The sequence below is a fragment of the Streptomyces coelicoflavus genome, from assembly GCF_003112555.1.
Classification (GTDB): Bacteria; Actinomycetota; Actinomycetes; order Streptomycetales; family Streptomycetaceae; genus Streptomyces; species Streptomyces coelicoflavus.
Genome location: NZ_BEWB01000007.1, coordinates 390896 through 411634 on the forward strand (window position 1 = coordinate 390896; position 20739 = coordinate 411634).

20 protein-coding genes are annotated in these 20739 nt (G+C 73.3%); 10 read left to right on the forward strand and 10 right to left on the reverse strand.

The features are described 5' to 3' along the window. Positions 1–121: 121 nt before the first annotated feature. Positions 122–199 carry a 50S ribosomal protein bL37 gene (locus Sco07f_RS41350; RefSeq protein WP_370454205.1) on the forward strand — a complete coding sequence of 26 codons (78 nt, stop codon included), beginning with the start codon at positions 122–124 and terminating at the stop codon, positions 197–199. Between the two features lie 51 nt (positions 200–250). On the opposite strand, the gene Sco07f_RS19360 is transcribed toward Sco07f_RS41350, so the two are convergent. Next, complete coding sequence (locus tag Sco07f_RS19360) at positions 251–1357, reverse strand: alpha/beta hydrolase-fold protein (protein ID WP_108988572.1); 1107 nt, start codon at positions 1355–1357, stop codon at positions 251–253. 115 nt (positions 1358–1472) lie between these two features. Here Sco07f_RS19360 and Sco07f_RS19365 point away from each other — a divergent pair, with 115 nt between their 5' ends. Next, a complete protein-coding gene (locus Sco07f_RS19365; protein WP_007389609.1) occupies positions 1473–1685 on the forward strand; it encodes an MbtH family protein in 213 nt (70 codons plus the stop codon). A gap of 44 nt (positions 1686–1729) precedes the next feature. Here Sco07f_RS19365 and Sco07f_RS19370 read toward each other — a convergent pair whose 3' ends face one another. Beyond that, positions 1730–5035, reverse strand: a complete 3306-nt coding sequence (locus Sco07f_RS19370; protein WP_167468143.1) for a family 78 glycoside hydrolase catalytic domain — start codon at positions 5033–5035, stop codon at positions 1730–1732. 439 nt (positions 5036–5474) lie between these two features. Here Sco07f_RS19370 and Sco07f_RS19375 point away from each other — a divergent pair, with 439 nt between their 5' ends. The 3 genes from Sco07f_RS19375 to Sco07f_RS19385 all read left to right on the forward strand — a co-directional run bounded on the left by Sco07f_RS19375 (position 5475) and on the right by Sco07f_RS19385 (position 8426). Next, positions 5475–6677, forward strand: coding sequence for a S1 family peptidase (locus tag Sco07f_RS19375; protein WP_054101053.1), 1203 nt, complete (start codon positions 5475–5477; stop codon positions 6675–6677). A 160-nt stretch (positions 6678–6837) separates the two neighbouring features. Further along, positions 6838–7848: a DISARM anti-phage system protein DrmE domain-containing protein gene (locus Sco07f_RS19380; RefSeq protein ID WP_108988574.1), complete on the forward strand. Its 1011-nt coding sequence runs from the start codon at positions 6838–6840 to the stop codon at positions 7846–7848. A 47-nt stretch (positions 7849–7895) separates the two neighbouring features. After that, positions 7896–8426: an ATP-binding protein gene (locus Sco07f_RS19385; RefSeq protein ID WP_108988575.1), complete on the forward strand. Its 531-nt coding sequence runs from the start codon at positions 7896–7898 to the stop codon at positions 8424–8426. 41 nt (positions 8427–8467) lie between these two features. Here Sco07f_RS19385 and Sco07f_RS19390 read toward each other — a convergent pair whose 3' ends face one another. After that, positions 8468–9040, reverse strand: coding sequence for a TetR/AcrR family transcriptional regulator (locus tag Sco07f_RS19390; RefSeq protein WP_108988576.1), 573 nt, complete (start codon positions 9038–9040; stop codon positions 8468–8470). Between the two features lie 147 nt (positions 9041–9187). Between Sco07f_RS19390 and Sco07f_RS19395 the strand changes: the two genes are divergently transcribed. Then, positions 9188–10330 (forward strand): FAD-dependent oxidoreductase, encoded by a 1143-nt coding sequence (locus Sco07f_RS19395; protein WP_108988577.1) that lies wholly within the window; start codon positions 9188–9190, stop codon positions 10328–10330. Here the strand turns inward: Sco07f_RS19395 and Sco07f_RS19400 are convergent. Together Sco07f_RS19400 and Sco07f_RS19405 are read right to left on the reverse strand one after the other, a co-directional pair. Continuing rightward, positions 10320–11072, reverse strand: a complete 753-nt coding sequence (locus tag Sco07f_RS19400) for a chitinase (RefSeq protein ID WP_108988578.1) — start codon at positions 11070–11072, stop codon at positions 10320–10322. The two genes, Sco07f_RS19395 and Sco07f_RS19400, sit on opposite strands and share 11 nt — an antisense overlap. Positions 11073–11189: 117 nt before the next feature. Continuing rightward, on the reverse strand, positions 11190–11708 hold the full coding sequence (locus tag Sco07f_RS19405) for a lytic polysaccharide monooxygenase auxiliary activity family 9 protein (protein ID WP_007389633.1): 519 nt from the start codon (positions 11706–11708) through the stop codon (positions 11190–11192). A 305-nt stretch (positions 11709–12013) separates the two neighbouring features. On the opposite strand from Sco07f_RS19405, the gene Sco07f_RS19410 reads away from it, so the two are divergent. After that, a complete protein-coding gene (locus Sco07f_RS19410; RefSeq protein WP_108988579.1) occupies positions 12014–12832 on the forward strand; it encodes an inositol monophosphatase family protein in 819 nt (272 codons plus the stop codon). Positions 12833–13027: 195 nt separating this feature from the next. Then, positions 13028–14107, forward strand: a complete 1080-nt coding sequence (locus Sco07f_RS19415) for a ferritin-like domain-containing protein (RefSeq protein WP_164139961.1) — start codon at positions 13028–13030, stop codon at positions 14105–14107. Positions 14108–14142: 35 nt separating this feature from the next. Here the strand turns inward: Sco07f_RS19415 and Sco07f_RS19420 are convergent, their stop codons facing one another. Next, on the reverse strand, positions 14143–15648 hold the full coding sequence (locus Sco07f_RS19420) for a SulP family inorganic anion transporter (protein WP_108988580.1): 1506 nt from the start codon (positions 15646–15648) through the stop codon (positions 14143–14145). A 429-nt stretch (positions 15649–16077) separates the two neighbouring features. Here Sco07f_RS19420 and Sco07f_RS19425 point away from each other — a divergent pair, with 429 nt between their 5' ends. Further along, on the forward strand, positions 16078–16470 hold the full coding sequence (locus tag Sco07f_RS19425) for a MerR family transcriptional regulator (RefSeq protein WP_007389645.1): 393 nt from the start codon (positions 16078–16080) through the stop codon (positions 16468–16470). 30 nt (positions 16471–16500) lie between these two features. Here Sco07f_RS19425 and Sco07f_RS19430 read toward each other — a convergent pair whose 3' ends face one another. The 4 genes from Sco07f_RS19430 to Sco07f_RS19445 form a co-directional block, all read right to left on the reverse strand. Then, positions 16501–16893 carry a VOC family protein gene (locus tag Sco07f_RS19430; protein WP_108988581.1) on the reverse strand — a complete coding sequence of 131 codons (393 nt, stop codon included), beginning with the start codon at positions 16891–16893 and terminating at the stop codon, positions 16501–16503. A gap of 88 nt (positions 16894–16981) precedes the next feature. Further along, positions 16982–18058 carry a P1 family peptidase gene (locus Sco07f_RS19435; protein WP_108988582.1) on the reverse strand — a complete coding sequence of 359 codons (1077 nt, stop codon included), beginning with the start codon at positions 18056–18058 and terminating at the stop codon, positions 16982–16984. Positions 18059–18270: 212 nt separating this feature from the next. Then, complete coding sequence (locus tag Sco07f_RS19440; protein WP_108988583.1) at positions 18271–19185, reverse strand: helix-turn-helix domain-containing protein; 915 nt, start codon at positions 19183–19185, stop codon at positions 18271–18273. 9 nt (positions 19186–19194) lie between these two features. Next, positions 19195–20031 (reverse strand): alpha/beta fold hydrolase, encoded by an 837-nt coding sequence (locus Sco07f_RS19445; protein WP_174855389.1) that lies wholly within the window; start codon positions 20029–20031, stop codon positions 19195–19197. 110 nt (positions 20032–20141) lie between these two features. Here Sco07f_RS19445 and Sco07f_RS19450 point away from each other — a divergent pair, with 110 nt between their 5' ends. Further along, positions 20142–20738, forward strand: a complete 597-nt coding sequence (locus tag Sco07f_RS19450; RefSeq protein WP_054101043.1) for a TetR/AcrR family transcriptional regulator — start codon at positions 20142–20144, stop codon at positions 20736–20738. Position 20739 lies beyond the last annotated feature (1 nt).

Genomic DNA, 20739 nt, shown 5'->3' on the forward strand with positions numbered 1-20739 from the left:
CGTTGAGCAAGTGCCCCCGCGCCGGATGTTTGGTCCGGCGCCGACGGGAAAGGGGCTCTGTGATCACCGGAGATGACAATCCGGTGCAAAGCGTGTGGAAAGCAACCGCAAGGAGGTATCGATGTCCTCGAAACGACGTCGCAAGAAGAAGGCCCGCCGCAAGAACGGCGCCAACCACGGCAAGCGCCCCCAGAGCTGAGGACGCCCCGCCGCAGCGGGCGGGCGGCAGCCGTGTCGCCCGCCCTCGCGTTCAGGCCATGCGGTCCCGCGCCAGAGCCCAGGCCACGTCCCTCACCAGCGCGTGCCGCCAGCCCGCCCGGTCGTGGCCCGACGCCGACCGGGAGACCCGTACGGTCGCACCGGCCCGCTCGGTCAGATCCTCCACCAGGGCGCAGTGCGGGAGCATCCGCGTCTCGTGCTCACCCACGTCGAAGGCGATCCGCAGGCCGGACAGATCGGGACGCCCGCGCAGACGAGCCGCCAGGGCACCGCCGAGCGGGCCGCCCAGCGGGTCCGCCCGGTCCACCGCACCCGGCGTCCACCACACCGACGGCGACTGGCAGGCCACCCGCGAGACCAGACCGGGGAACTCCACGGCGGCGTACAGCGCGCTCAGTCCGCCCAGGCTCTGCCCCGCGACCACGAGCCGGTCCCGATCGGCGGGCACACCGCTTCGGGCCACGAGCGGCAGCACCTCGTCCCGTACCGCCTCCCACAGCCCGGGCCGGCATCCGAACTCGGCCGCGCGGTCCCCGGCGGGCAGGAACACGAGTGTGACCGGCGGCATCTCGCCGCCGGCGACGGCCGAGTCGAACGCGGTCATGGCCGGGTGCAGGTACAGCCAGTCGTCCCCGTCGAGCAGCAGCACGACCGGTCCGCCCCCGCCCGCCGCGTGGACCCGCACGGTACGCCGCCCACCGAGCCGCTCGCTCGTCCAGCGCAGCCGGGTCCGGGGGAGGGGCAGGACGGCGTCGGCATCGACCGCGGGCCAGTGCGGCTGGGGCGGCGCGTCCGGCGTCGCGGCGACGGACCGGTCCCCGCCCGCGCCGGCCGGGTTGAGCGGGTCGGCGTACGCCGCGTCGCCCATCAGGAACCGATACGTCACCCGCAGTCGCGCCGGCATGCGCACCTCGGCGTACCAGCAGTCCGTGGCACCCCACCGGCGCAGCGGCACCGGATCCGACCAGCTCTCGAAAACGACGGTCGCCGCCTCGGACCCGCGCCGCAGGAACAGGGTCGCCCAGCCGTCGCCGTCCGGCACCGAAGCGGGCGTGCGCGCGGCGACCCAGAAGGCATCGGTGCCGGGAGCCCCGCTCAGTCCGAACCCGGCGAACGGCTCTTCCCCCGTCAACTGCATGAAGGTCTCCCGGTGAAGGTCCTCTGGTGAAGGTCTCCTTGTGGAGCGCGAAGCCCGAAGGCTAAGCTCGCCAGCATTAGGCGAGCCTAACCTAATTCCCCGGGAGGCTTCGGGCATGAGCACCAACCCGTTCGACGACGCCGACGGCCGTTTCCTCGTCCTCGTGAACCACGAGGGACAGCACTCGCTCTGGCCGTCCTTCGCGCAGGTGCCCGGCGGATGGACCGTCGCCCTCGAGGAGAACACCAGGGACGCCTGCCTGGAGTACGTCGAGACCAACTGGACGGACCTGCGCCCCCGTTCCCTGGCCGAGTCCGCCGACTCCTGACCCGCGCCGCCCGCGCCGACGCCCCTCGACGCGGGCGGCGCACCTCAGGCGGTCCCCGTGAACTCCCAGGTGCCGTGGGCGACCCGGTGGACGTCGAAGCCGGGCACCGACCGCAGGAACTCGGCCCCGCCCGGCGCCTCGGCACGTGACCCCTCGGCCACCGGGACGTGGACCTCGGCCCGCGACCCCACGGGCACCCGCACCGTCAGCCGCAGCCTGCCTCCCACCGCGGACCACGCCACCGACGCCTCCCCGCGCACGGTCCGCACCGAGGTCCGCGCCCAGTCGACGCCCGTGCGCGCGTCCGGGCGCACACTGAACGTGCGGTAGCCCGCGTCGCCCGGCCGCAGTCCGGCCACGTTCTCGTACAGCCACTGGACGACGGTGCCCTGGAAATAGTGGTCGCGCGAGCGGGAGTCCAGCGGCCACATCTCCCACATGGTGTCGGCGCCGTGCTCGTGCCAGTAGCCCCAACTCGGATACGTGCGCTGGGTGGCGACGGCGTGGGCGACGTCCGGGCGGCCGTGCGCGCACAGCACCCGCAGCAGCACGCTGGTGCCCAACGCGCCCGTGTTCAGGTGGTTGCCGCGCTCCTCGATGTCCGCCACCAGGCTGTCGAGGACGGTGCCCCGGGCGCCCGCCGGCACCAGCCCGAACGCCAGCGGTATCGCGTTGGACGTCTGCCGGTAGTCCGGGTCCTTGGCCGTGCGGTAGTGACCGTCCGGCCCGAGGAACGTCTCGTTGAACGCGCTCCGCAGCTCCTCGGCGGCGGCCCGGTAACGCTCCGGGACATCGTTGTCGCCCGGCAGTCCGGACAGCGCCTCACCCAGCTCCGCGGTGTGCAGCAGCGCCCGGTACAGATAGGCCGTCGCGGTCAGCCGGGTGTCCTCCGGCGGGTTGCCGCCGTACCCGGGGGCCAGATAGTCGCCGAGCGCGGTGACGGCCAGCCCGTCCCGCAGCCGGGCGAGTTCCCAGTCCAGGTAGCGGGTCAGGGTCTCCCAGTGCTCCCGGGCCGCCCGCTCGTCCCCGTACACCCGGTACAACTCGCGGACGACGAAGGGGTACACGGTCGTCCACTCCGGGGACGGGCCGAGATCCCCGTACCCCCAGCCCCCGCTGGGCACGATCACCGGCAACTGCCCCTCGCCGGTCTGGCTGTCGGCGAGGTCGCCGAGCCACTTGGACAGGAAGCGCTGCATCCCGAAGGCGTGGGTCATGACCGGCGTGCCGAGCTGGGCGTCCCCGGTCCAGCCGTTCTTCTCGTACATCGGCGTGTCGGTGGGGATGCCGTGCAGGTTGTTCAGCACCGTGCGCCGCATCGCCCGGTCCAGCCACTCGTAGAACGGCACCGAGCAGGAGAAGGAGCCGACCTCGTCCACGCGCGAGTGCACCAGCCGGCCCAGCACGTCCCCCGGCTCCGGCCGCGCGGGCAGCCCGTGGACCTCGACGTACCGGAAGCCCTTGTACGAGAAGGCGGGCTCCCACACCTCCTCGTCCCGGCCGGCGCACACGTACTCGTCGGTCTGGAAGCGGCCCGGCACGTGCCCCGTCTCGGCCTGCACACTGCCGTCGTCCTCGCGCTTCTCGCCGTGGACGAGCCGGACCACCGTGCCCCCGGCGGCCCCGCGCACGGTCAGCCGGGTCCAGCCGGCCATGGTGCGGCCCATGTCCACGACGTACACGCCGGGGCGCGGCTCCTCGATCGCCTTCGGGCGGACGGTGCCGACGACCTCGATCGGGTCGTGCGGCTGCGCGCGCAGCGTGCCGCCGGGCGCCTCGCGCACCCCGGCCGCCCTCCATCCCGAGTCGTCGAACCCGGGCCGGGACCAGCCGTCGGGCGCCCGTCGGGCGTCGTAGGTCTCCCCGGCGTACAGGGAGTTGGACAGGGTCGGTCCCTCGGTGATGCGCCATTCGCCGTCCGTGGCGACGGTGGTGCGGGTGCCGTCCGGGTGGTCCATCTCCAACTGCGCGAGCAGCCGGGGTTCGCCGTGCCAGGGAGCGCGGTGCCAGTTCCAGACGTTGGGGGTCGTCATGCCGTAGAAGCCGCGCCCGAGGGTGACGCCGATGGCGTTCTCGCCGCGCCGCAGCAGGTCGGTCACGTCGTGGACGGCGTACAGCACCGTCTCGTCGTAGTCGGTGAACCCGGGGTCGAGGACCTGGTCGCCGACGCGGCGGCCGTTGATCTCGGCCTCGTAGTAGGCGAGTCCGCTGATGTACAGGCGGGCGCGTGCGACGTGCCCCCGGACGGCGAAGGAGCGGCGCAGCAGCGGGGCGGGCGCCTCGGGAGCGGCGACCGTCACGCCGTCGCCCCAGGGGCCCTGGCCGTAGGGGGCCAGGACGGCGGCCGGCTGCCAGGCGCCGTCGTCGAACCCGGCCCGCTCCCAGCCCTCCTGCGCCGTTTCGGCGGTGCGCCAGCCCTCGCCGGTGCGGAGTTCGTGGGTGCGCCCGTCCTCGGTCTCGACGACGAGGCGGACGAGGAGGCCGCCGGGGTTCACATCGGCACCGGTCCGGTTGGTGGCGAGGGCGGCGACGACGACGCCGTCACCGGCCGAGCGGGCCGCCTCCGTGACGTCGGCGGTGCGCCCGGTGCGCCAGCCGTCGGTCTGCCGCGGCGCGTGGAGCACCTGCTGCCCGTCGACGAAGAGGGTGAAGTCGTCGTCGGCCGTGGCGCTCACCACGGCCCGCTTCACGACGGAACCCGCCGGCAGGGTGAGCACGGCGCGGAACCGGCGTTCGCCCTCCGGAGCGTCCGAGGAGGTCGCGCCGGGGGACCAGATCCAGGACGCGCCCTCCAGGGACGGCGGCGCGGGCGGCTCCTCGGCGCCGATCCAGCTCGCCCGCCAGCCGTCGGACGGCAGTGACGTCTCCCACCAGCGGGCCTCGCTCCAGCCGGAGCGCCGGCCGGCGGCGTCCCAGACCCGGACCTGCCAGTGGTAGCGGGTACGGGGGAGCAGCGCGGGACCGCCGTAGGGGACGCCGACACTGCGGTCGGAGGTGACCCTGCCCGAGTCCCAGACCGTGTGGGTGCGCCGGCCCCGGCCGACGGAGTCCCTGGTCACCCGGACGTGGTAGGCGCTCTGCCGGGCGCCGTGGCCCGGGGCGGCCAGCTCCCAGGACAGGCGCGGGCGTTCGACGTCCGTGCCCAGCAGGTTTCCGGTGTATTCGACACTGGTCCGGACGACATGGAGCCCGGTGCCCCGCTCCGGCCGGCCGTCGGCCGGAGCCGTACCGCCCGACGCGGCACCGGCCGCGAAGGCCGGTCCGCCGGCGGTCAGCGCCGTGACACCGGCGGCGCCCGCGGTCGCCACGGCGCCGCGAAGGAAGATTCTGCGGTCCCAGCCCTCGGTCATGTGTGTCCGCCTTTGCTCGTCGTGCCGACGCGGCGGGGAGGAACCGTGCGGGTGACTCGCGTCGGCTGCCTGAAACCGTGAATGAAACGATTCAATGAAGCGTCTCACGATCCTAGGCATGTCCTGTGGGGCGCGGCAAGGTGTCCGACGGCGGCCCTCGCCGTGGCGGGTGGTCCGGTCGAGGTGTCGGGAGTGGTTCGGTCCGTGCCGCCCATTCCCGCCCTTTTCCGCTTCCGTGGAATGCGTCTGACGGGGCGTCGGTGAATTGCCGGCGGAAACAGAAGTCCGCAGTTCTGTTAATTTTTGCGCCGCTCACCGATCTTGTCATGAGCGCGTCCGACTAGGAAGGTTCTCCGTGCGGACAGGGAGTTCTTCCCCGCCCCGATTCCGCACTTCCCCCACAAGCCGCCGCATGCGGCTGTCCGGAAATGGAGAAAAGATGCTTCGTCTACGCGCGATCATGGCTTCGGGTGTCGCGGCGGCGGCGCTGGTCGTGTCCTCGGGCGCGGTCTCGGCGCACGGCACCACCGGGGCGGACTCTCCCGCTCCCGGCGGGAGTTACCAGGCCCGGATGGTGCGGGCGCTCGGCGACTCCCTCGGGATCAGCGACGCGGCCGCCGCCCGGCGGCTCGACTCGCAGGCCCGTCAGCAGTCGGTGCTCGGCACCCTGCGTTCCTCCGGTGCCGACCCGCGCGGAGCCTTCTTCGACGAGGACGGCCGCCTGACGGTGAACGTCACCGACGCGAGCACGGCCCGCGTGGTCGAGGCCGCCGGGCTCGAGGCACGCACAGCACGGCACACCGCCGACGAACTGGACGCCGTCAAGGCGGCGCTGGACGAGGCCGCGAAGCGGGAACTGCCCACGGGCGTCCAGGGATGGGGCGTCGACCCGGTGACGAACAAGGTGGTCGTCCGGGTACGCGACACAGCGACGGCGGCCGACCGGGAGTTCCTGGACAAGGCCGCGTCCTACGGGTCCGCGGTCGCCGTGCAGGACAGCGACGGCAAGGCCGTCTCGATGGCCGGCACCGTCTACCCCGGCAGCCGGATGGACTACGGCAACCACTACTGCTCGGTCGGCTACGGCGCCCGGGACGCGTCGGGCCGGCAGGTCCTGGTCACCGCCGGACACTGTGTCGAGAACCTGCCCGACCTGTACTACGACGGCTCGCACTTCGCCAAGGGCACCACCACCCGGTTCCACCACGGGCGGAACAGCGTCGACATGGGCCTCGCCTCCGTCGACGCGGGCTGGACCGTCGCGCCCCTGGTCGGCACGTGGAACAACGGCGGCGACATCGCCGTCGAGGGCAGCCGGCGGGCCCCGGTCGGGTCCGACGTCTGCAAGTCCGGCGCCACCTCCGGCTGGACCTGCGGCTCCATCAAGGCCTACGACTACTCGGTGACGTACACCGACCCCGGGCAGCCGGCCACCCTGGTGACCAACCTCGGGCTGAGCAACGCCTGCGACCTGGGCGGGGACAGCGGCGGTCCCTGGATCTCCGGCAACCAGGGCCAGGGCATGACCTCCGGCGGCCAGACCGACAACCGGTGCAACGGCGTCTACGGCCAGGGCACCTCGTACTTCCAGCCGCTGGACGACACGCTGCGGTACTACGGACTGAGCCTGAACACCGCCTGACCGATCCGCAGGCCGTGCCCGGCGCGACGCTCTCCCCAGGCGCCGCGCCGGGCCGGTGGACCGCCCGTACCCTGTGGTGATCCACGACGGCAGGGCTGCCCCGCCCACCTGCGGCGGGAGCCCTGCCGGCCCCCCTGACAGAACCGTTCGGGAGCCGTCGATGAACCAGCGGGACGACCGGCCGGAGACAGACCCGCCCGAGAGGACGCGGCCCGAGGAGGCGTGGCGCGCGGACGGGGCCACCTTCGGGGAGGCCCTCCACCGGGCGCTGAAGGGGCGCGGACTGTCCTTGCAGCGTCTGCACCACCACCTCGGCGAACGCGGCATCTCGGTGAGTCCGGTGACGCTCAGCCACTGGCAGCGGGGCCGCAGTCAGCCCGAGCGCCGGCAGTCCCTGCGGGCGGTGGCGGAGATCGAGGTCATCCTGCACCTGGCGCCGGGAACGCTTCAGACCCTGCTGGCCCACCGGCGCCCGCGCGGCAGGGCGCTCGCCCCGACGAACCGGGTGCCGGAAGCCCTCTCCCGCGTCCTCGGCCCCGGCGCGCCCCTCGAGCGGGCCCTGGGAGCGGACGCCTACCGGTTCAACGAGAACCTCCTCACCCTGTCCGTGTCGGAGACCGTGCACCTCGACGACCACGGGTGCATCGAGCGGTACACGGTCAGCCACGTCGTGCGCGCCACCCGTGACGACGTACGGCACCTGACGGCCCACCACAACCTGGACGATCCCGGCACGCCCTCCGTGCAGGTGACCGTCAACTGCGGTCGCCTGGAGGCGCTGTATTTCCGGCAGGAAGTCAGTTCCGCGGTATTCGACATCGGATTCGGGCGCGCCCTCCGGCGCGGGGAAACCGCGATCATCGACTACACGCTCGACATCGGCCCGCGGTGGAAACCCTCCAACCACCACGAGCGCACCCTGCCCGTCCCGGTCCGGCAGTATCTCCTGCACATCTTCTTCCATCCCCGGCACCTTCCGTCCGCCGTGCACGGGTACTACCGCCACAACTCGGAAGCGGAGCGGGAGGAGATCCGCCCGCTCGGCCCGGACGCTTCCCACAGCGTCCACATACTGCCCGCGAAATGCCAGGCCGGCATTTACGGAATCGCCTGGGGCCGGCAGGAGGACCCCGGACCCCGCGAGCGGCCACCGCAGCACTCAGCCGACTGACGCACGCCGCCGACGACGACGGTGCGCGTCCCCGCCAGGAGACGACGATGCTTCGATCCCGCTTCACCGTGGAAGCCACCCCCGCCACCGTCCGCGCCGCGCGCAGGAGGATCGCCGCCACCGTGCGGTCGTGGGGCGCCCCGCTCTCCGAGGAACAGCGCGTACGTCTCGAACTGGTGGCCTCGGAACTGCTCACCAACGGGCTGCTGCACGCGGGGGGCCGGCTGGCCGTGGACATCGTCCTGGACGAGCACCTCGTCGTCGTCGAGGTGTCCGACGGGAACCCGTCCCTGCCCCGGCGGCGCCGTGCGGGCCCCGACGCCGAAGGGGGACGCGGGCTCACCGTTCTCGACGGACTCTGCCTGCTGCGGGGCGCGGAGGCCACCGAGACCGGGAAGCGCTGCTTCGCGGTGCTCGACCTGAACGCCCCCGTCCGGCACGGGGAGGAGGCGCCGCCGGGTGCCCTCGTCGCCGAGGACGCCGGTCACGAGCGGTGGTCGCTCACGCCGGCCGGGGGACGGCTGCTGGGTGCGCTGCTCCCGGCGCCGGAGCCGCCGGCCCGGTCGTGGACGTCGTAGGGCGGGGTCCGCCGGCCGCGCGGGCGTCGTGCTCGCGCGGCCTACCGCCACCCGTTCAGGAGCAGATCGAACACCGTCTCCACCGTCGCCCGCGGATCGTGCCGCCCCGCGGTCAGGGCGGGCACCTCGAGGACGAACCGGGCCAGGGCCGCACAGGCCGGGTCGTCCGGCTCCCGGCCGAGTTCCTCCGCGATCACCGTGCCCAGCGCGTCGGCGTGCCGCATCCACATGCGCTCCCCGTACTCCCGCAGCGCCGGAGTGCCGTTGACCAGTGCGGTGAAGCTCTCCCGGCGCGGATCGGTCACGATCGGCACCCAGGACTTCAGGGCGTGCGCACGGAGCGCCTCCACCACGCCCTGTCCCTCGGGCCGTTCACGGACGGCGGCGGCCAGCGCGGCGTCGACCTCCTCCTCACGGTCGAAGACCAGCGCCTCCTTGCTCGGGAAGTGCGCGAAGAGGGTCGTCGTCGAGACATCGGCCCGCTCGGCGACGTCGCGGACGCTGACGCGGTCGAAACCGTGCTCGAGGAAGAGCTCAAGGGCCGCGTCGGCGATGGCCTGCCTGGTCGCGGCCTTCTTGCGCTCGCGCCGGCCTGGGGTCGGAGAGTCGGGCATGGGATCACTCTACCGCACGACTGGAACGACACAGAAAGTGTTCATGGGCAGGGAACGGACTGAGTCACTAACTGGAACAGTTGCAGTTTCTTACTCGTTTCTGCTTTGGTGGTCGCACGGGGGACCCACCGACGGAAGGAACCCGCCATGAACTCTCCGGCACCCGCGAGCGCGCGGATCAGCATCATCGGCGCCGGCCCGGGAGGGCTCACCTGCGCACGTGTCCTGCGGCGGCACGGCATCGCGGCGACGGTGTACGACCGGGACCCGGACGCCGGCTCCCGTGATCAGGGAGGCTCGCTCGACCTGCACGAGGAGGACGGCCAGCTCGCACTCCGTGAGGCGGGCCTGCTCGAGGAGTTCTTCGCGCTCGCCAGGTGCGAGAGCCAGGAAGAGCGCCGCATCGACACCGCGGGGCGCCTCCTCGGCCACCGGCTGCCGACCGAGGGCGAGACGGCCCGCCCGGAGATCGACCGCGGTCAGCTGCGGGACCTCCTCCTGCGGTCGCTCGATGCCGGGACAGTGCGATGGGGGCACGCGCTGGAGTCGGTGGGCGGTCCGGCCGGCGGGCCGCGGGTCCTGACCTTCACCGACGGGAGCACCGTGGAGACGGACCTGGTCGTCGGAGCGGACGGTGCCTTCTCCCGCGTCCGCGCGGCGGTGTCCGGCGCCGTGCCGCGCTACACCGGGGTCGGCTTCCTCGAGGCCTGGTTCGACGAGGTGGACTCCGCGCACCCGGAGGCGGCCGCACTGGTCGGCCGGGGCAGCGCCCACGTGGCCGACGGGGAACGGGGGCTCTTCGCGCAGCGCGGCAGCGGCGGCCACATGCGCGTCTACCTCATGCGCCGGGTCCCCCTGGACTGGATGGCGGCGGCCGGCCTCCGTCCGGAGGACACCGAGGGCATCCGCGCGCGGCTCCTCGCCGAGTACGCGGGCTGGTCACCGCGGATACTCCGGTTGATCACCGACAACGACGGCGCCTACGTCGACCGCCCGCTCTTCGCCCTGCCGGTGCCGCACACCTGGCGGCCCACGCCCGGCGTGACCCTGCTGGGGGACGCCGCGCACCTGATGCCCCCGCTCGGGGTCGGCGTCAACCTCGCCATGCTCGACGCCGCCGAACTCGCCCTCGCCCTCGCCAACTCGGCCACCGTCGACGACGCCGTGCGCGCCTACGAGAAGACGATGCTCCCGCGCTCGGCCGAGATCGCCGGGATGCTGGAGGGAGGCGCCGGGTTCCTGCTGGAGGAACCCGACGCCGAGGAGCTCGCACGGCTCGCTAGCAGCTGAGGTTGCCGCCCGGCTCCACGCCGAGGAGCTGGGTGAAGCGCTCGTAGTTGTCGATGCGGCTCTGGACCTGCCCGGGATTGCCCCCGTCGCACTCCAGGCTGCCGTTGATGGCGCGGATGGTCTCCCCGAACCCGGCACCGTCGACCATGGCGTCGTGCGGGGTCATGGTGCCGGGCCCGGACTGGGTGTTCCAGTACCACAGGCCCGTCTTCCAGGCCACGGCCGAGTCGTTCTGGACCAGGTCCGGATTGTTGAGCAGATCGATGCCGAGGGCGTCCCCGGCGGCCTTGTAGTTGAAGTTCCAGCTCAGCTGGACGGGCCCGCGCCCGTAGTACTCGTCGTTGCCGGCCGGGCAGCCGTAGGGCTGGGAGGCGTCGCAGTAGTGGGGGTAGTTGGCGGTGTTCTGCTCGACGATGTGCACGAGGCCGCCGGTCTCGTGGCCGACGTTGGCGAGGAAGGCGGCGGCCTCCTGCTTCTTGACCGTGTCGCTGCCCGTGTTGGCGAAGCCCGGGTAGGCGCTGAGCGCGGCGGTGAGGCCGCTGTAGCTGTAGAAGGAGTTCCGGTTCGGGAACATCTGGTCGAACTGGCTCTCGCTGACCACGAATTCGGCGGCAGCGGTCCGGGCGGCGGGCTTCCCGGCCTCCTCCGCCTTCTCGGCGACGGCCGACGGGGCCATGGTCAGGGTGCACAGGGCGGCCGCCGCGCCGGTGGCGGCCAGCAGTGCGAGCTTGCGGTGCTGCACGGTATCGACTCCTGCTCGATGGCTCGATGGGAGGGACGGCGGGGGAGGACGGGGTGGGGGGAGCGGCGGCGGCCCCGGGAGGGACGCGGTCGCTCCCGGGGCCCCCGTCCGGCCCCGTCAGCCGCCGACGTTGACGTCGATGCAGGCGTAGAACGCGTTGTCGGTGTCGGCGACGTTCCACACGGCGAGCACCTTCTGCTGCCCGCTGAGTCCGCCGAAGTCGACCTGGTGGTTCACCACGGCGCCCGGCTTCGCGCCACCGTCGTCGAACAGCGCGATCCGCTGACCGCCGACGTAGTACTCCCAGGTGCTGGTGGCGTGCTGTGCGGTGAGCTGCCACGAGAACGTCGTGGTCTTCGACACCGGGGTGACCTGCCACCCCTTGCTGTCGTCGTCCAGCTCCGCGAACCGGCTGTTGCCGCCGCTGCAACTGGTCAGGCCCTTGGGGCCCTCGACGCTCTGCGGCTCGTACTTGATGTCGCCGCAGGACACCGTGCCCGCCGCGCACTGGGCCTGGCGGCTGGGCGGGTCGGAGATGTAGCCGTGGGCGCTCGCCGAGGAGGCGGGCAGACTCACGGCGACGACGGGGGCGAGAACCGCGCCGATCAGGGCAGCGGTCTTCCGGCGTGCGTGCATGGGGAACTCCTTCACATCCGGCCGTCCCGGGCCACGCGCGGTCATGTGTGGGGGTGACCGCGCGCACCGGGGTACGGCCTCTCGTGGGTGGGGCCAGGAGGCGCGAAGGTGCGCGTACTCGCCGTCCTCGCGGGGGAGTGGGACCCCGGCAAGGCTCAACTCCGCAAACGGAGCGGCGAGTTCTGTTGGACTAGACCATACAAGCGGCCGACATGACCGTGTCAAGGGTGTGTACGGCGAACCACGGCCCGGAGAGGCGCGGTTGGCCGGGGGCCGCGCCCGCTCCGGCCGTTACCCTGCCCGTCATGAGCAGCTCACTGGCGCGTCACGACGACACCGAGGTGGCCGTCGCCGCAGCCCTGGCCGGCGCGACGGCCGTCCGGACCCGGTACGGGCAGCGGCTGACCCGGATCGACAAGGGCGACGGGGACTTCGCCACCGACGCCGACGTGGCGGCGGAGGAGGCGATCCTCGACGTCCTGCGCTCCGCCCGGCCCTCGGACGCGATGCGCGGTGAGGAGGGCGGGCGGCGGGGCGCGGCCGACGCGGCGCGCGAGTGGCTGGTCGACCCCCTGTGCGGCACGCTCAACTACGCCGTCGGCACCGCGCTGGTGGCCGTCAACGTGGCGCTGCGCGACGGCCCCGCGGCGGTGGCGGACCCGTTCGGAGGCGAGGTCTTCCACACCGACGGCGAGACCGCCCGGGTCCGGCGCGACGGGCGGGACACACCACTGGCGCCCACCGCGTCCTCCCGGCTGGTCGAGGTGAACCTCGATCCGCCCTTCCCGGGCGCACCCGCGTTCCGAGCGGTGGACCTGCTCGCGCACCCCGGGTTCGGGCGGGTGTTCCGGCCCCGGGTCGTGTCGACGACGCTGGCACTGGCCTGGGTGGCCGCCGGGAAACGCGCCGCCTACGTCACCGACGGCACCGCCCTCACCGAGAGCGTGCACTTCGCCGCCGGCATCGCGCTGTGCCGGGCGGCCGGCTGCGTCGTCACCGGAGTCGACGGCGCCCCGGTCGGTCCGGCGGGACGGGGGCTGGTGGCGGCGGCCGACGCCGAGACCCATGGGCAGTTGCTGTCGCTGCTGCGTGAGCCACTCGGTTCCGGCACCGGCCGCCGGTAGGGCCGACCGGGTAGAGCATGCCCCGTTCCGTGCCGCCCGCCCGGGAAACGGCCTTGTCGCTGCTAGTTTCGCCAGCCGTCGGAGAAACGCGGACGTCTCGGTCGGAGACGGGCATCGCTTGCGGAGGGAGTACGGGTGACTGGTGTGCGCGAGGAGCCGTCGGGGACGGGCGCCCCGTTCGGGCGAAGGACCTTCATGGCGTCGGCCGTCCTGACGGCCGCGGCCGCTCCCGTCCAGGCCGCCGCACCCGCACGGGCGGCCGGGCGGCCGGAAGGTGCCGTGTCCGGCTGCCGGTCGGTGGCGCGGCTGCTCGCCGTCCCCCACGGCGGACGCGGTGTCGGCTGGCTGCGGGAGGCCCTTCAGGTCGCCGTGGCACTCGAACTCGCCACGATCCCGCCCTACCTGTGCGGCTGGTGGTCGGTGGGGGACCGCACCAGCCACGTCGCGCGCCTCGTCCGGCGCATCATCGGCGACGAGATGTACCACATGGGCGTCGTCTGCAACCTGCTGGTGGCGGTGGGCGGCCGGCCCCGGATCACGGACGCGGCCGTCGCCTACCCCGGTCCCCTCCCGGGCGGAGTGCGCGACGGCGTGAACGTCTACCTGTCGGGCCTCAACAGGCCCTTCGTGCACGACGTGATGATGGCGATCGAGGCGCCGGAAGAGCCCCTGGACCGCGGCGTCAGCAGCTCGCCCAGCATCGGCCATTTCTACGACGACCTCGTGCGCGCCTTCCGGACCACGGCGCCCGAACTGTCGGCCCACGGGCAGCTGTCCGAGCACATCGGCTCCGACGTCCTGGAACCCGTGACCGACCTCGACGGCGTCGAGCGGGCGATCGAGATCATCAAGGAACAGGGCGAGGGCACCGCCGGCTCCCCCGAGGACGCGTTCGGGGACGACCACCCGGCCCACTACTACGCCTTCGGCGAGATCTACCACGGACGGCAACTGCGCCGGGAGCAGGACGGCTGGCGGTTCACCGGCGCCCCCGTGCCCTTCCCCGACGCCCGCCCCATGGCCCGCGTTCCGGCCGGCGGATGGCCCGACCCGCCCCAGCGGGTCCAGGACCTCCTCGACCGCTTCGACACCGCCTACGCCAAGGTACTGAGCACCCTCGAGGCGGCCTGGGCCGACGGCGACGCGCGCACCCTGCGCTCGGCCGTCCGCACCATGGGCGCCCTGGAGTCCCCCGCGCTCGAGCTGATGGAGACCGCCGTCCCCGGCGCTCACGGCAGCACCTACGGACCCCAGTTCCGCCCGCCGGGCGCGTGAGCGGGCCGGCCCGCGCGTGACGGCGGCCGGGAGGGTCAGTGACCGCCGGTGAGGGCGCCGCCGATCCTTTCGCGCATCACGGTGCTGTGCTCGTTGAGCCCGACGATCTCGACCCGCTTGCCGCGCTGTGCGTACTTGGTCTCGATCGCGTCCAGCGCGGCGACGGACGAGGCGTCCCAGATGTGGGTGGCGGACAGGTCGATGACGACCTGGTCGGGGTCACCGGCGTAGTCGAAGCGCGAGACCAGGTCGTTGCTGGAGGCGAAGAACAGCTCGCCGGTGACGGAGTACACGACCTGGCCGCCGTCGGGGTCGGTCACCGAGGTGACGTCGGCCAGGTGGGCCACCCGCCTGGCGAAGATCACCATCGCGGTGACGGAGCCGACCACGACGCCGATGGCGAGGTTGGAGGTGGCGACGACGACGGCGACGGTGGCCACCATGACGAGGATCTCGCCGGCCGGCATCCGCTTGAGCGTCCTCGGCGTGACGGAGTGCCAGTCGAAGGTCGTGAACGACACCATCACCATCACCGCGACCAGGGCCGCCATCGGGATGTCGGACACGACCGGGCCGAAGACGATGCACAGCACCATCAGGAACGAGCCCGCCAGGAACGTGGACATGCGGGTACGTGCCCCGGACACCTTCACGTTGATCATCGTCTGGCCGATCATGGCGCACCCGCCCATGCCGCCGAAGAAGCCGGTGACGATGTTGGCGATGCCCTGACCGATCGACTCACGGGTCTTGTTGGAACGGGTGTCCGTGATGTCGTCCACGAGCTTCGCGGTCATCAGCGACTCCATGAGCCCGACCAGTGCCATGGCGAGTGCGTACGGGGCCACGGTCGTCAGCGTGTCCAGGGTGAACGGCACGTCGGGCAGCCCCGGCACCGGCAGCGCGTGGGGCAGCTCCCCCTTGTCACCGACGGTCGGCACGGCGATGCCGGCCGCCACGGTGATCACGGTCAGGACGACGATGGAGACCAGCGGCGCCGGGACCACCCGGGTGACCCGGGGGAAGAGCACCATCAGCACGAGCCCGCCGCCGACCAGCGGATAGACCGGCCAGGGCACGTCGGTCAGCTCCGGCACCTGGGCCATGAAGATGAGGATGGCCAGCGCGTTGACGAAACCGACCATCACCGAGCGCGGCACGAACCGCATCAGCCTGGCCACCCCGAGCGCGCCGAGGACCACCTGGAAGACACCGGCGAGGATGACCGCCGCGACCAGGTAACCGAGGCCGTGCTCACGGTTCAACGGCGCGATCACCAGGGCGACGGCACCGGTCGCCGCGGAGATCATCGCGCGGCGGCCGCCCACGATCGAGATGGTGACGGCCATGGTGAACGCCGCGAACAGACCGACCTCCGGGTCGACCCCGGCGATGATCGAGAACGAGATCGCCTCCGGGATCAGCGCCAGGGCGACGACGAGCCCGCCGAGGACCTCGGTGCGCCACACCTTCGGATCGGAGATCCAGTCGGGCTTGAGGGCGCGCAGGCGTGCGGCGGGGGAGAGCACGGGAGCAGACAAGAGAGACGTACCTGTCGTGGTCGGGCACGCCCGGCAGAGGGGGACGTGCGGAGGAGCGCGAGGGCCGGGCCGGTCCTGCGCGGGGACCGCGCGGTGGCGGACCGAAGACGGGAGGAGACGGTGTCCCGACGGGGACGGCCGCCGCTCAGGGGCGAGGCGTCACGGCGGACAGACGGCGGCGCGGGGCATCATGGACATGCGCTCGCTCTCCTGCCGGCGTCGGTCTTCGCCGGGGGCTTCCTCGGCCCCGGCAATGGCATGGTGGACCGGGTCTCCCGCACCGTGTCGGGTCTCCCGCACCATAGAGTGCCGAACGGCACAGCGGCCCGGCACCCGGGCAACTCTACCCTAACGTTACGGTAGAGATCCAAGCCGTCGCGATGGCGGCGGGACGGACGACGAGGAAGGCGCGGCGTGAGCGGCGGGCACATGCAGATCGGCGAGGTGGCGGCCAGGACCGAGTTGTCGCTGCGCACGATCCGGCACTACGAGGAGACCGGCCTGGTCGTCCCGTCCGCCCGCTCCCAGGGCGGCTTCCGCCTGTACACGGAGGCCGACGTCGCCCGCCTCATGGTCGTGCGCCGCATGAAGCCGCTCGGCTTCACCCTCGACGAGATGCGCGATCTCCTGGAGGCCACCGACCGCCTGGACCACGGCGACGGCCGGCTGCCGGCCGACGAGCGCGAGCGGCTTCTCGAGCGCGTACGCGTCTTCGAGCGGGCGGCCCGGCAGCGGGTCGCCGACCTGCGGACCCAGCTGGCGCGCGCGGAGGAGTTCGCCGCGACCCTGGCCGACCGCATCGAGAGCGCGACGGCTCCCTAGAGCGGGGCGCGCCGCCGGAGGCCCCCGCGGCTACTGGCCCTGCATGATCTGGATCAGGTTGCCGCAGGTGTCGTCCAGGACCGCCGTGGTGACCGGTCCCATCTCCGCAGGCTCCTGGGTGAAGCGCACCCCGAGTCCGCGCAGCCGCTCGTACTCCGCCCGCACGTCGTCGACGGCGAAGGAGGCGGCCGGGATGCCGTCCTGGGCCAGCGCCGCCCGGTACGGCCCCACCGCGGGGTGACCGGAGGGCTCGAGCAGCAGCTCGGTCCCGTCGGGCGCGTCCGGCGAGACCACGGTCAGCCACCGGTCCCCTCCCGCTCCCACGGGCACGTCGTGCTTCGTCACGAAGCCCAGCGTCTCGGTGTAGAAGCGCAGGGCATGGGCCTGGTCGTCGACGAAGACGCTGGTGAGGTTGATCTTCATGGCACTCTTCTCCGGTGTGTGGGGTTCCGGGCCGTCGGGTCGCGCGGTGCTCGGGCGGGCCGAAACCCTCCGGGACAACACCTGCCTATCAAGCGCCCGCGGGTCCGGCAACGGCCCGGACCCCGGCCAGGGCGTCCGCCGGGAGCGCGGGTACGGTACGGCCACCGAAGCCGGTCGTGGTGCTCGCCGCGAGCAGGGAGTTGAGCACCGCTTCCTCGACCCCGTCCAGCACGGCCTCGAACAACGGGCCGAGGTCGGCGTCGGCCACCGGGCGAGCGGCGTCCGGCCGGGTGCCGAAGGCGACGGCGTAGTCACCACTGCCGTGGCCGTAGGCCGCGCCGGTGCGGGCCAGCGCGAACACGGCACGCCGTGCGACCCGGGTGAGCTGCCGGGCGTCGACCGGCGCGTCGGTGGCCACCACGATCATGCAGGAACCGACCTCCGCGTCCGGCCCCGGGCCGCCCGGCCCCGTGCCCGGGGACCGCGGGACGAGGGTCCGGCCGAGCACCCGCAGCGTGCCGCCGAAGTTCGCCTGGACCAGCACGCCCACCGTGAAGCGCCGGCCGCCCACGTCCGGGGTGCGGGAGGCGGTGCCGATACCGGCCTTGAAGCCCAGCGCGACGGTGCCGGTCCCCGCGCCGACGCACCCTTCGGCCACCGGACCGTCCGAGGCCGTGTCGAGGGCCGCCCACACGTGCTCCTCGTGGACGGGCCGGGCCCGGATGTCGGACAGGTGGCCGTCGTTGCACTCGCCCACCACCGGGTTGAGACTCCGCACCTCCTCGCACCCGGGCTGCCGCAGCACCCAGCCGACCAGGGCGTCGGCCGCCCGGAACGCCGACAGGGTGGAGGTGAGCAGTACGGGGGTCTCCAGCGTGCCGAGCTCGGCGAGTTGGGTGGTGCCGACGAGCTTGCCGTAGCCGTTGCCGGTGAACACCCCGGCGGGGAGCGGCGTGCGGGGCCCGACGAGGTCGGGTACGACGGCGGTGACCCCGGTGTGCACGTCCGGCGGCCGGCGCACGGTGGTGTGCCCGACGCGGACGCCCGGCACGTCGGTGATCGCGTTCAGGGGCCCGGTGCCGCAGGACCCGATGACGACACCGAGGTCACGGGCCCGGCGCCGGGAGGCGCGGGGCGGGGAGTCGGGATGCTCCAGTGGTTCCATGCGCCGGACGTTACGCGCCCGCCCCGGAGACCGGACCCGGTACCGCGGACAGCGGCACCGGTCGGGCGCCCCCAGGACCGGGGCCGCCGGTCGTGTGTGGCGGCGTGCGTGCGGCGTGCCTTGTTCTTGCGGCACCGCTTCGAGGGCATGTGACGCCCTCTTCGGAAGGCGGCTGCTCAGTGCGTGTCCGTGCGGGCGGCCCACCCACGACTTCACGCACCCGTGGGCGGTGCCATTCGATGCGGTGCGGGCCGCCCCGCTCTCCCGGACGTGACCTGCGCGGGTGACGAGCCCGGCCATGCGACGTGGTCGACGGCGAGCCACGGTGCGCCGGCCACCGCCGTGGGAGTGAGCCCGGTGAACGCCTTCACCTCCCGGTGGAGGTGCGACTGGTCGGCGTAGCCGCTCTCGGAGGCGACGGTGGCCGGCGCGAGGCCGGCCGCGAGCAGGTGGGCGGCGTGGTCGAACCGCACCAGCCGGGCGGCCCGCTTGGGCGTGATGCCGAGCTGGGCGCGGAACCGGGCCGACAGCCGCTTGCGGCTCCAGCCGACCTCGTCGGCCAGACCGTCGACCCGCAAGCGCCCCCGGCTGCCGCACGTCGCCCGCCAGGTGTGCGCCACCTCCGGATCGACCGGTGGCCGGTCCGTCGCGCGGTGGCGGAGGAGGCGCGCCGCGACCGCGAACCGCTCGTCCCACGACCCGGCGGCGTGCAGCTCGTCCCGGACCCGCCCCGCACCGCGGCCCCAGACGTCCTCGAAGGACTCCACCCTGCCGCCGAGCCCGGCCGACGGGCCGAACACCGCGGCCGCCACGACCGGTTGCAGGCGGATCTGCAGGCACTCGCCCACCCGGCCCGCCGCCCTGAGGCATTCCGGCGCGAGCCCGACGACGAAGCTGCCGTACCCGTGCCGGTCCCGGGCGTCGTACAGGAGGCCGTCGCCCTCGCTCAGATCGATGAGCAGGGTGACGGAGGGATGCGCGACCATGGCCATGTCCACGAACGCGGGTGCCCGCCAGCTGAACCCGGCCATGCTGACGCCGGGCAGCCCGGCCGAGGGGCGCGGGACGGCGACACGCACGCGCGACCAGTCGGGCGGCGTCCCGTTCGGTGCCCCGGTGGACGACACGTCACCAGTCTAGGTCTCGGGGCCGGCGGCCGGGACGTCAACGCCCTTTGCGTCAAGGCCCAGGAGCAGACCGGCGGTCGCTTCCGGCGCCTCCAGCGGGGGCAGGTGACCGACCCCCGGCAGTATCTCGAGCCGTGCGTGCGGCACCGCTTCGTACCGGTGCGCGGACGACGGCTCCCAGCGCGGGTCCGAGGCACCGAAGACCACCAGCACCGGGACGGCGAGCGCGGCGAGACGCTCCGGCACGCCGCGCTCGGCGAGGTAGGCCGTGTTCCCGCGCAGCACCGTCCGGAAGGAGCGGTACGAGATGCCCCGCACGTCCTCGATCATGTCGGCCGGGACGTCCACGGGGCGGGCGGCCGTCGCGTCGATCCCCTTGCGGAGCATCGCGTCCGTACGCCGCGGCCACAGGAGCGGGCCGAACGGCGGGGCCAGCAGGAGCCGGAGGATCATCGGCTGCGGCAGCAGCGCGTCCAGCGCGGGGCCCGTGCTGACCAGCGCGATCGTACCCACGAGGTCGGGACGCCGCTCCGCGAGCGCCGTGGCGACGTACCCGCCGCTGGAGTGGCCGACCACGGTCACGGAACGGAGCCCGAGATCGTCCAGGAGCGCCGCCAGCCGCGCCGCCTGCCGCGGCACGTCGTACGACTCGGTGGCCGGGGACCTGCCGCAGCCCGGCAGGTCGACGCGCAGGACGTGCCGGTGCTCGGCCAGTGCCGGGACCACCGGCCCCCAGGATGCTCCCGAGGCGCCGGAGCCGTGGATGAGCAGGATGGGCGGCGCCTGTGGCGGGCCGTCGTGGACCACGTGCATGCCGTGCGAGAGATCGGTGTCGTACTGACTCATACCGGGAGGGTGCACCGGGGCAGGGCGGCGGGTCTTGTACAAAAGTCGCCCGAGGACCGGCTCGCCCGCGCGCCACGTCGGCCGCCCGACCCTCCGGGTACCCTCTCGGGATGACGCAGCACCGTCTTCCCGGGGAGCAGCGGCCCGCGAACGAGGGGCGGAGGGCCGCCGCCCGCAACCGGGCCGCCCTGGTCGCCGCCGCGCGGGAGATCTACTCGGAGCACGGCCTGGACGCCCCGCTGTCCGCGATCGCGCGTCGCGCCGGGGTCGGCCAGGGAGTCCTGTACCGGCACTTTCCCGACCGGGAGGCCGTGGCGAGCGCGGTGCTGGAGGAGAACGTCCTGGAGGTCGAGCAGGCGGCGGCGGCCGAGGAGGCGAACCTGTCCCGAGTACTCGGGGTCCTGACCTGGCACCTGACGGAGTCGGCGGCGTTCATCGGCATCCTGCACGCCGACGGCGCGGGCCGTCGTCCCGGCGGACCGCCCTCCTACGCCCACGCCCTGTCCGAGCGGGTCGAGCGTGCCCTGCGGGCGCATCTGCCGGACGGGCACCGGCTGGCCGCGGCGGACGACGACCTCATGATCGCCGTGGCCATGGTCTCCGGTGCCGTCACCGGGCACACCCGCGAGCAGCGGGAGCACCGGTCCCGTGCGGCGTGGCGGCTCCTCGGCGTCGAGGTGGGACCGGTGCGCGCCTTTCCCCGGTGAA

Coding starts and splice junctions, on each gene's coding strand:
- Sco07f_RS41350 (WP_370454205.1), top strand. CDS start 122: ATGTCCTCGAAACGACGTCGCAAGAAGAAGGCCCGCCGCAAGAACGGC.
- Sco07f_RS19360 (WP_108988572.1), bottom strand. CDS start 1,357: ATGCAGTTGACGGGGGAAGAGCCGTTCGCCGGGTTCGGACTGAGCGGG.
- Sco07f_RS19365 (WP_007389609.1), top strand. CDS start 1,473: ATGAGCACCAACCCGTTCGACGACGCCGACGGCCGTTTCCTCGTCCTC.
- Sco07f_RS19370 (WP_167468143.1), bottom strand. CDS start 5,035: ATGACCGAGGGCTGGGACCGCAGAATCTTCCTTCGCGGCGCCGTGGCG.
- Sco07f_RS19375 (WP_054101053.1), top strand. CDS start 5,475: ATGCTTCGTCTACGCGCGATCATGGCTTCGGGTGTCGCGGCGGCGGCG.
- Sco07f_RS19380 (WP_108988574.1), top strand. CDS start 6,838: ATGAACCAGCGGGACGACCGGCCGGAGACAGACCCGCCCGAGAGGACG.
- Sco07f_RS19385 (WP_108988575.1), top strand. CDS start 7,896: ATGCTTCGATCCCGCTTCACCGTGGAAGCCACCCCCGCCACCGTCCGC.
- Sco07f_RS19390 (WP_108988576.1), bottom strand. CDS start 9,040: ATGCCCGACTCTCCGACCCCAGGCCGGCGCGAGCGCAAGAAGGCCGCG.
- Sco07f_RS19395 (WP_108988577.1), top strand. CDS start 9,188: ATGAACTCTCCGGCACCCGCGAGCGCGCGGATCAGCATCATCGGCGCC.
- Sco07f_RS19405 (WP_007389633.1), bottom strand. CDS start 11,708: ATGCACGCACGCCGGAAGACCGCTGCCCTGATCGGCGCGGTTCTCGCC.
- Sco07f_RS19410 (WP_108988579.1), top strand. CDS start 12,014: ATGAGCAGCTCACTGGCGCGTCACGACGACACCGAGGTGGCCGTCGCC.
- Sco07f_RS19415 (WP_164139961.1), top strand. CDS start 13,028: ATGGCGTCGGCCGTCCTGACGGCCGCGGCCGCTCCCGTCCAGGCCGCC.
- Sco07f_RS19425 (WP_007389645.1), top strand. CDS start 16,078: ATGCAGATCGGCGAGGTGGCGGCCAGGACCGAGTTGTCGCTGCGCACG.
- Sco07f_RS19430 (WP_108988581.1), bottom strand. CDS start 16,893: ATGAAGATCAACCTCACCAGCGTCTTCGTCGACGACCAGGCCCATGCC.
- Sco07f_RS19435 (WP_108988582.1), bottom strand. CDS start 18,058: ATGGAACCACTGGAGCATCCCGACTCCCCGCCCCGCGCCTCCCGGCGC.
- Sco07f_RS19445 (WP_174855389.1), bottom strand. CDS start 20,031: ATGAGTCAGTACGACACCGATCTCTCGCACGGCATGCACGTGGTCCAC.
- Sco07f_RS19450 (WP_054101043.1), top strand. CDS start 20,142: ATGACGCAGCACCGTCTTCCCGGGGAGCAGCGGCCCGCGAACGAGGGG.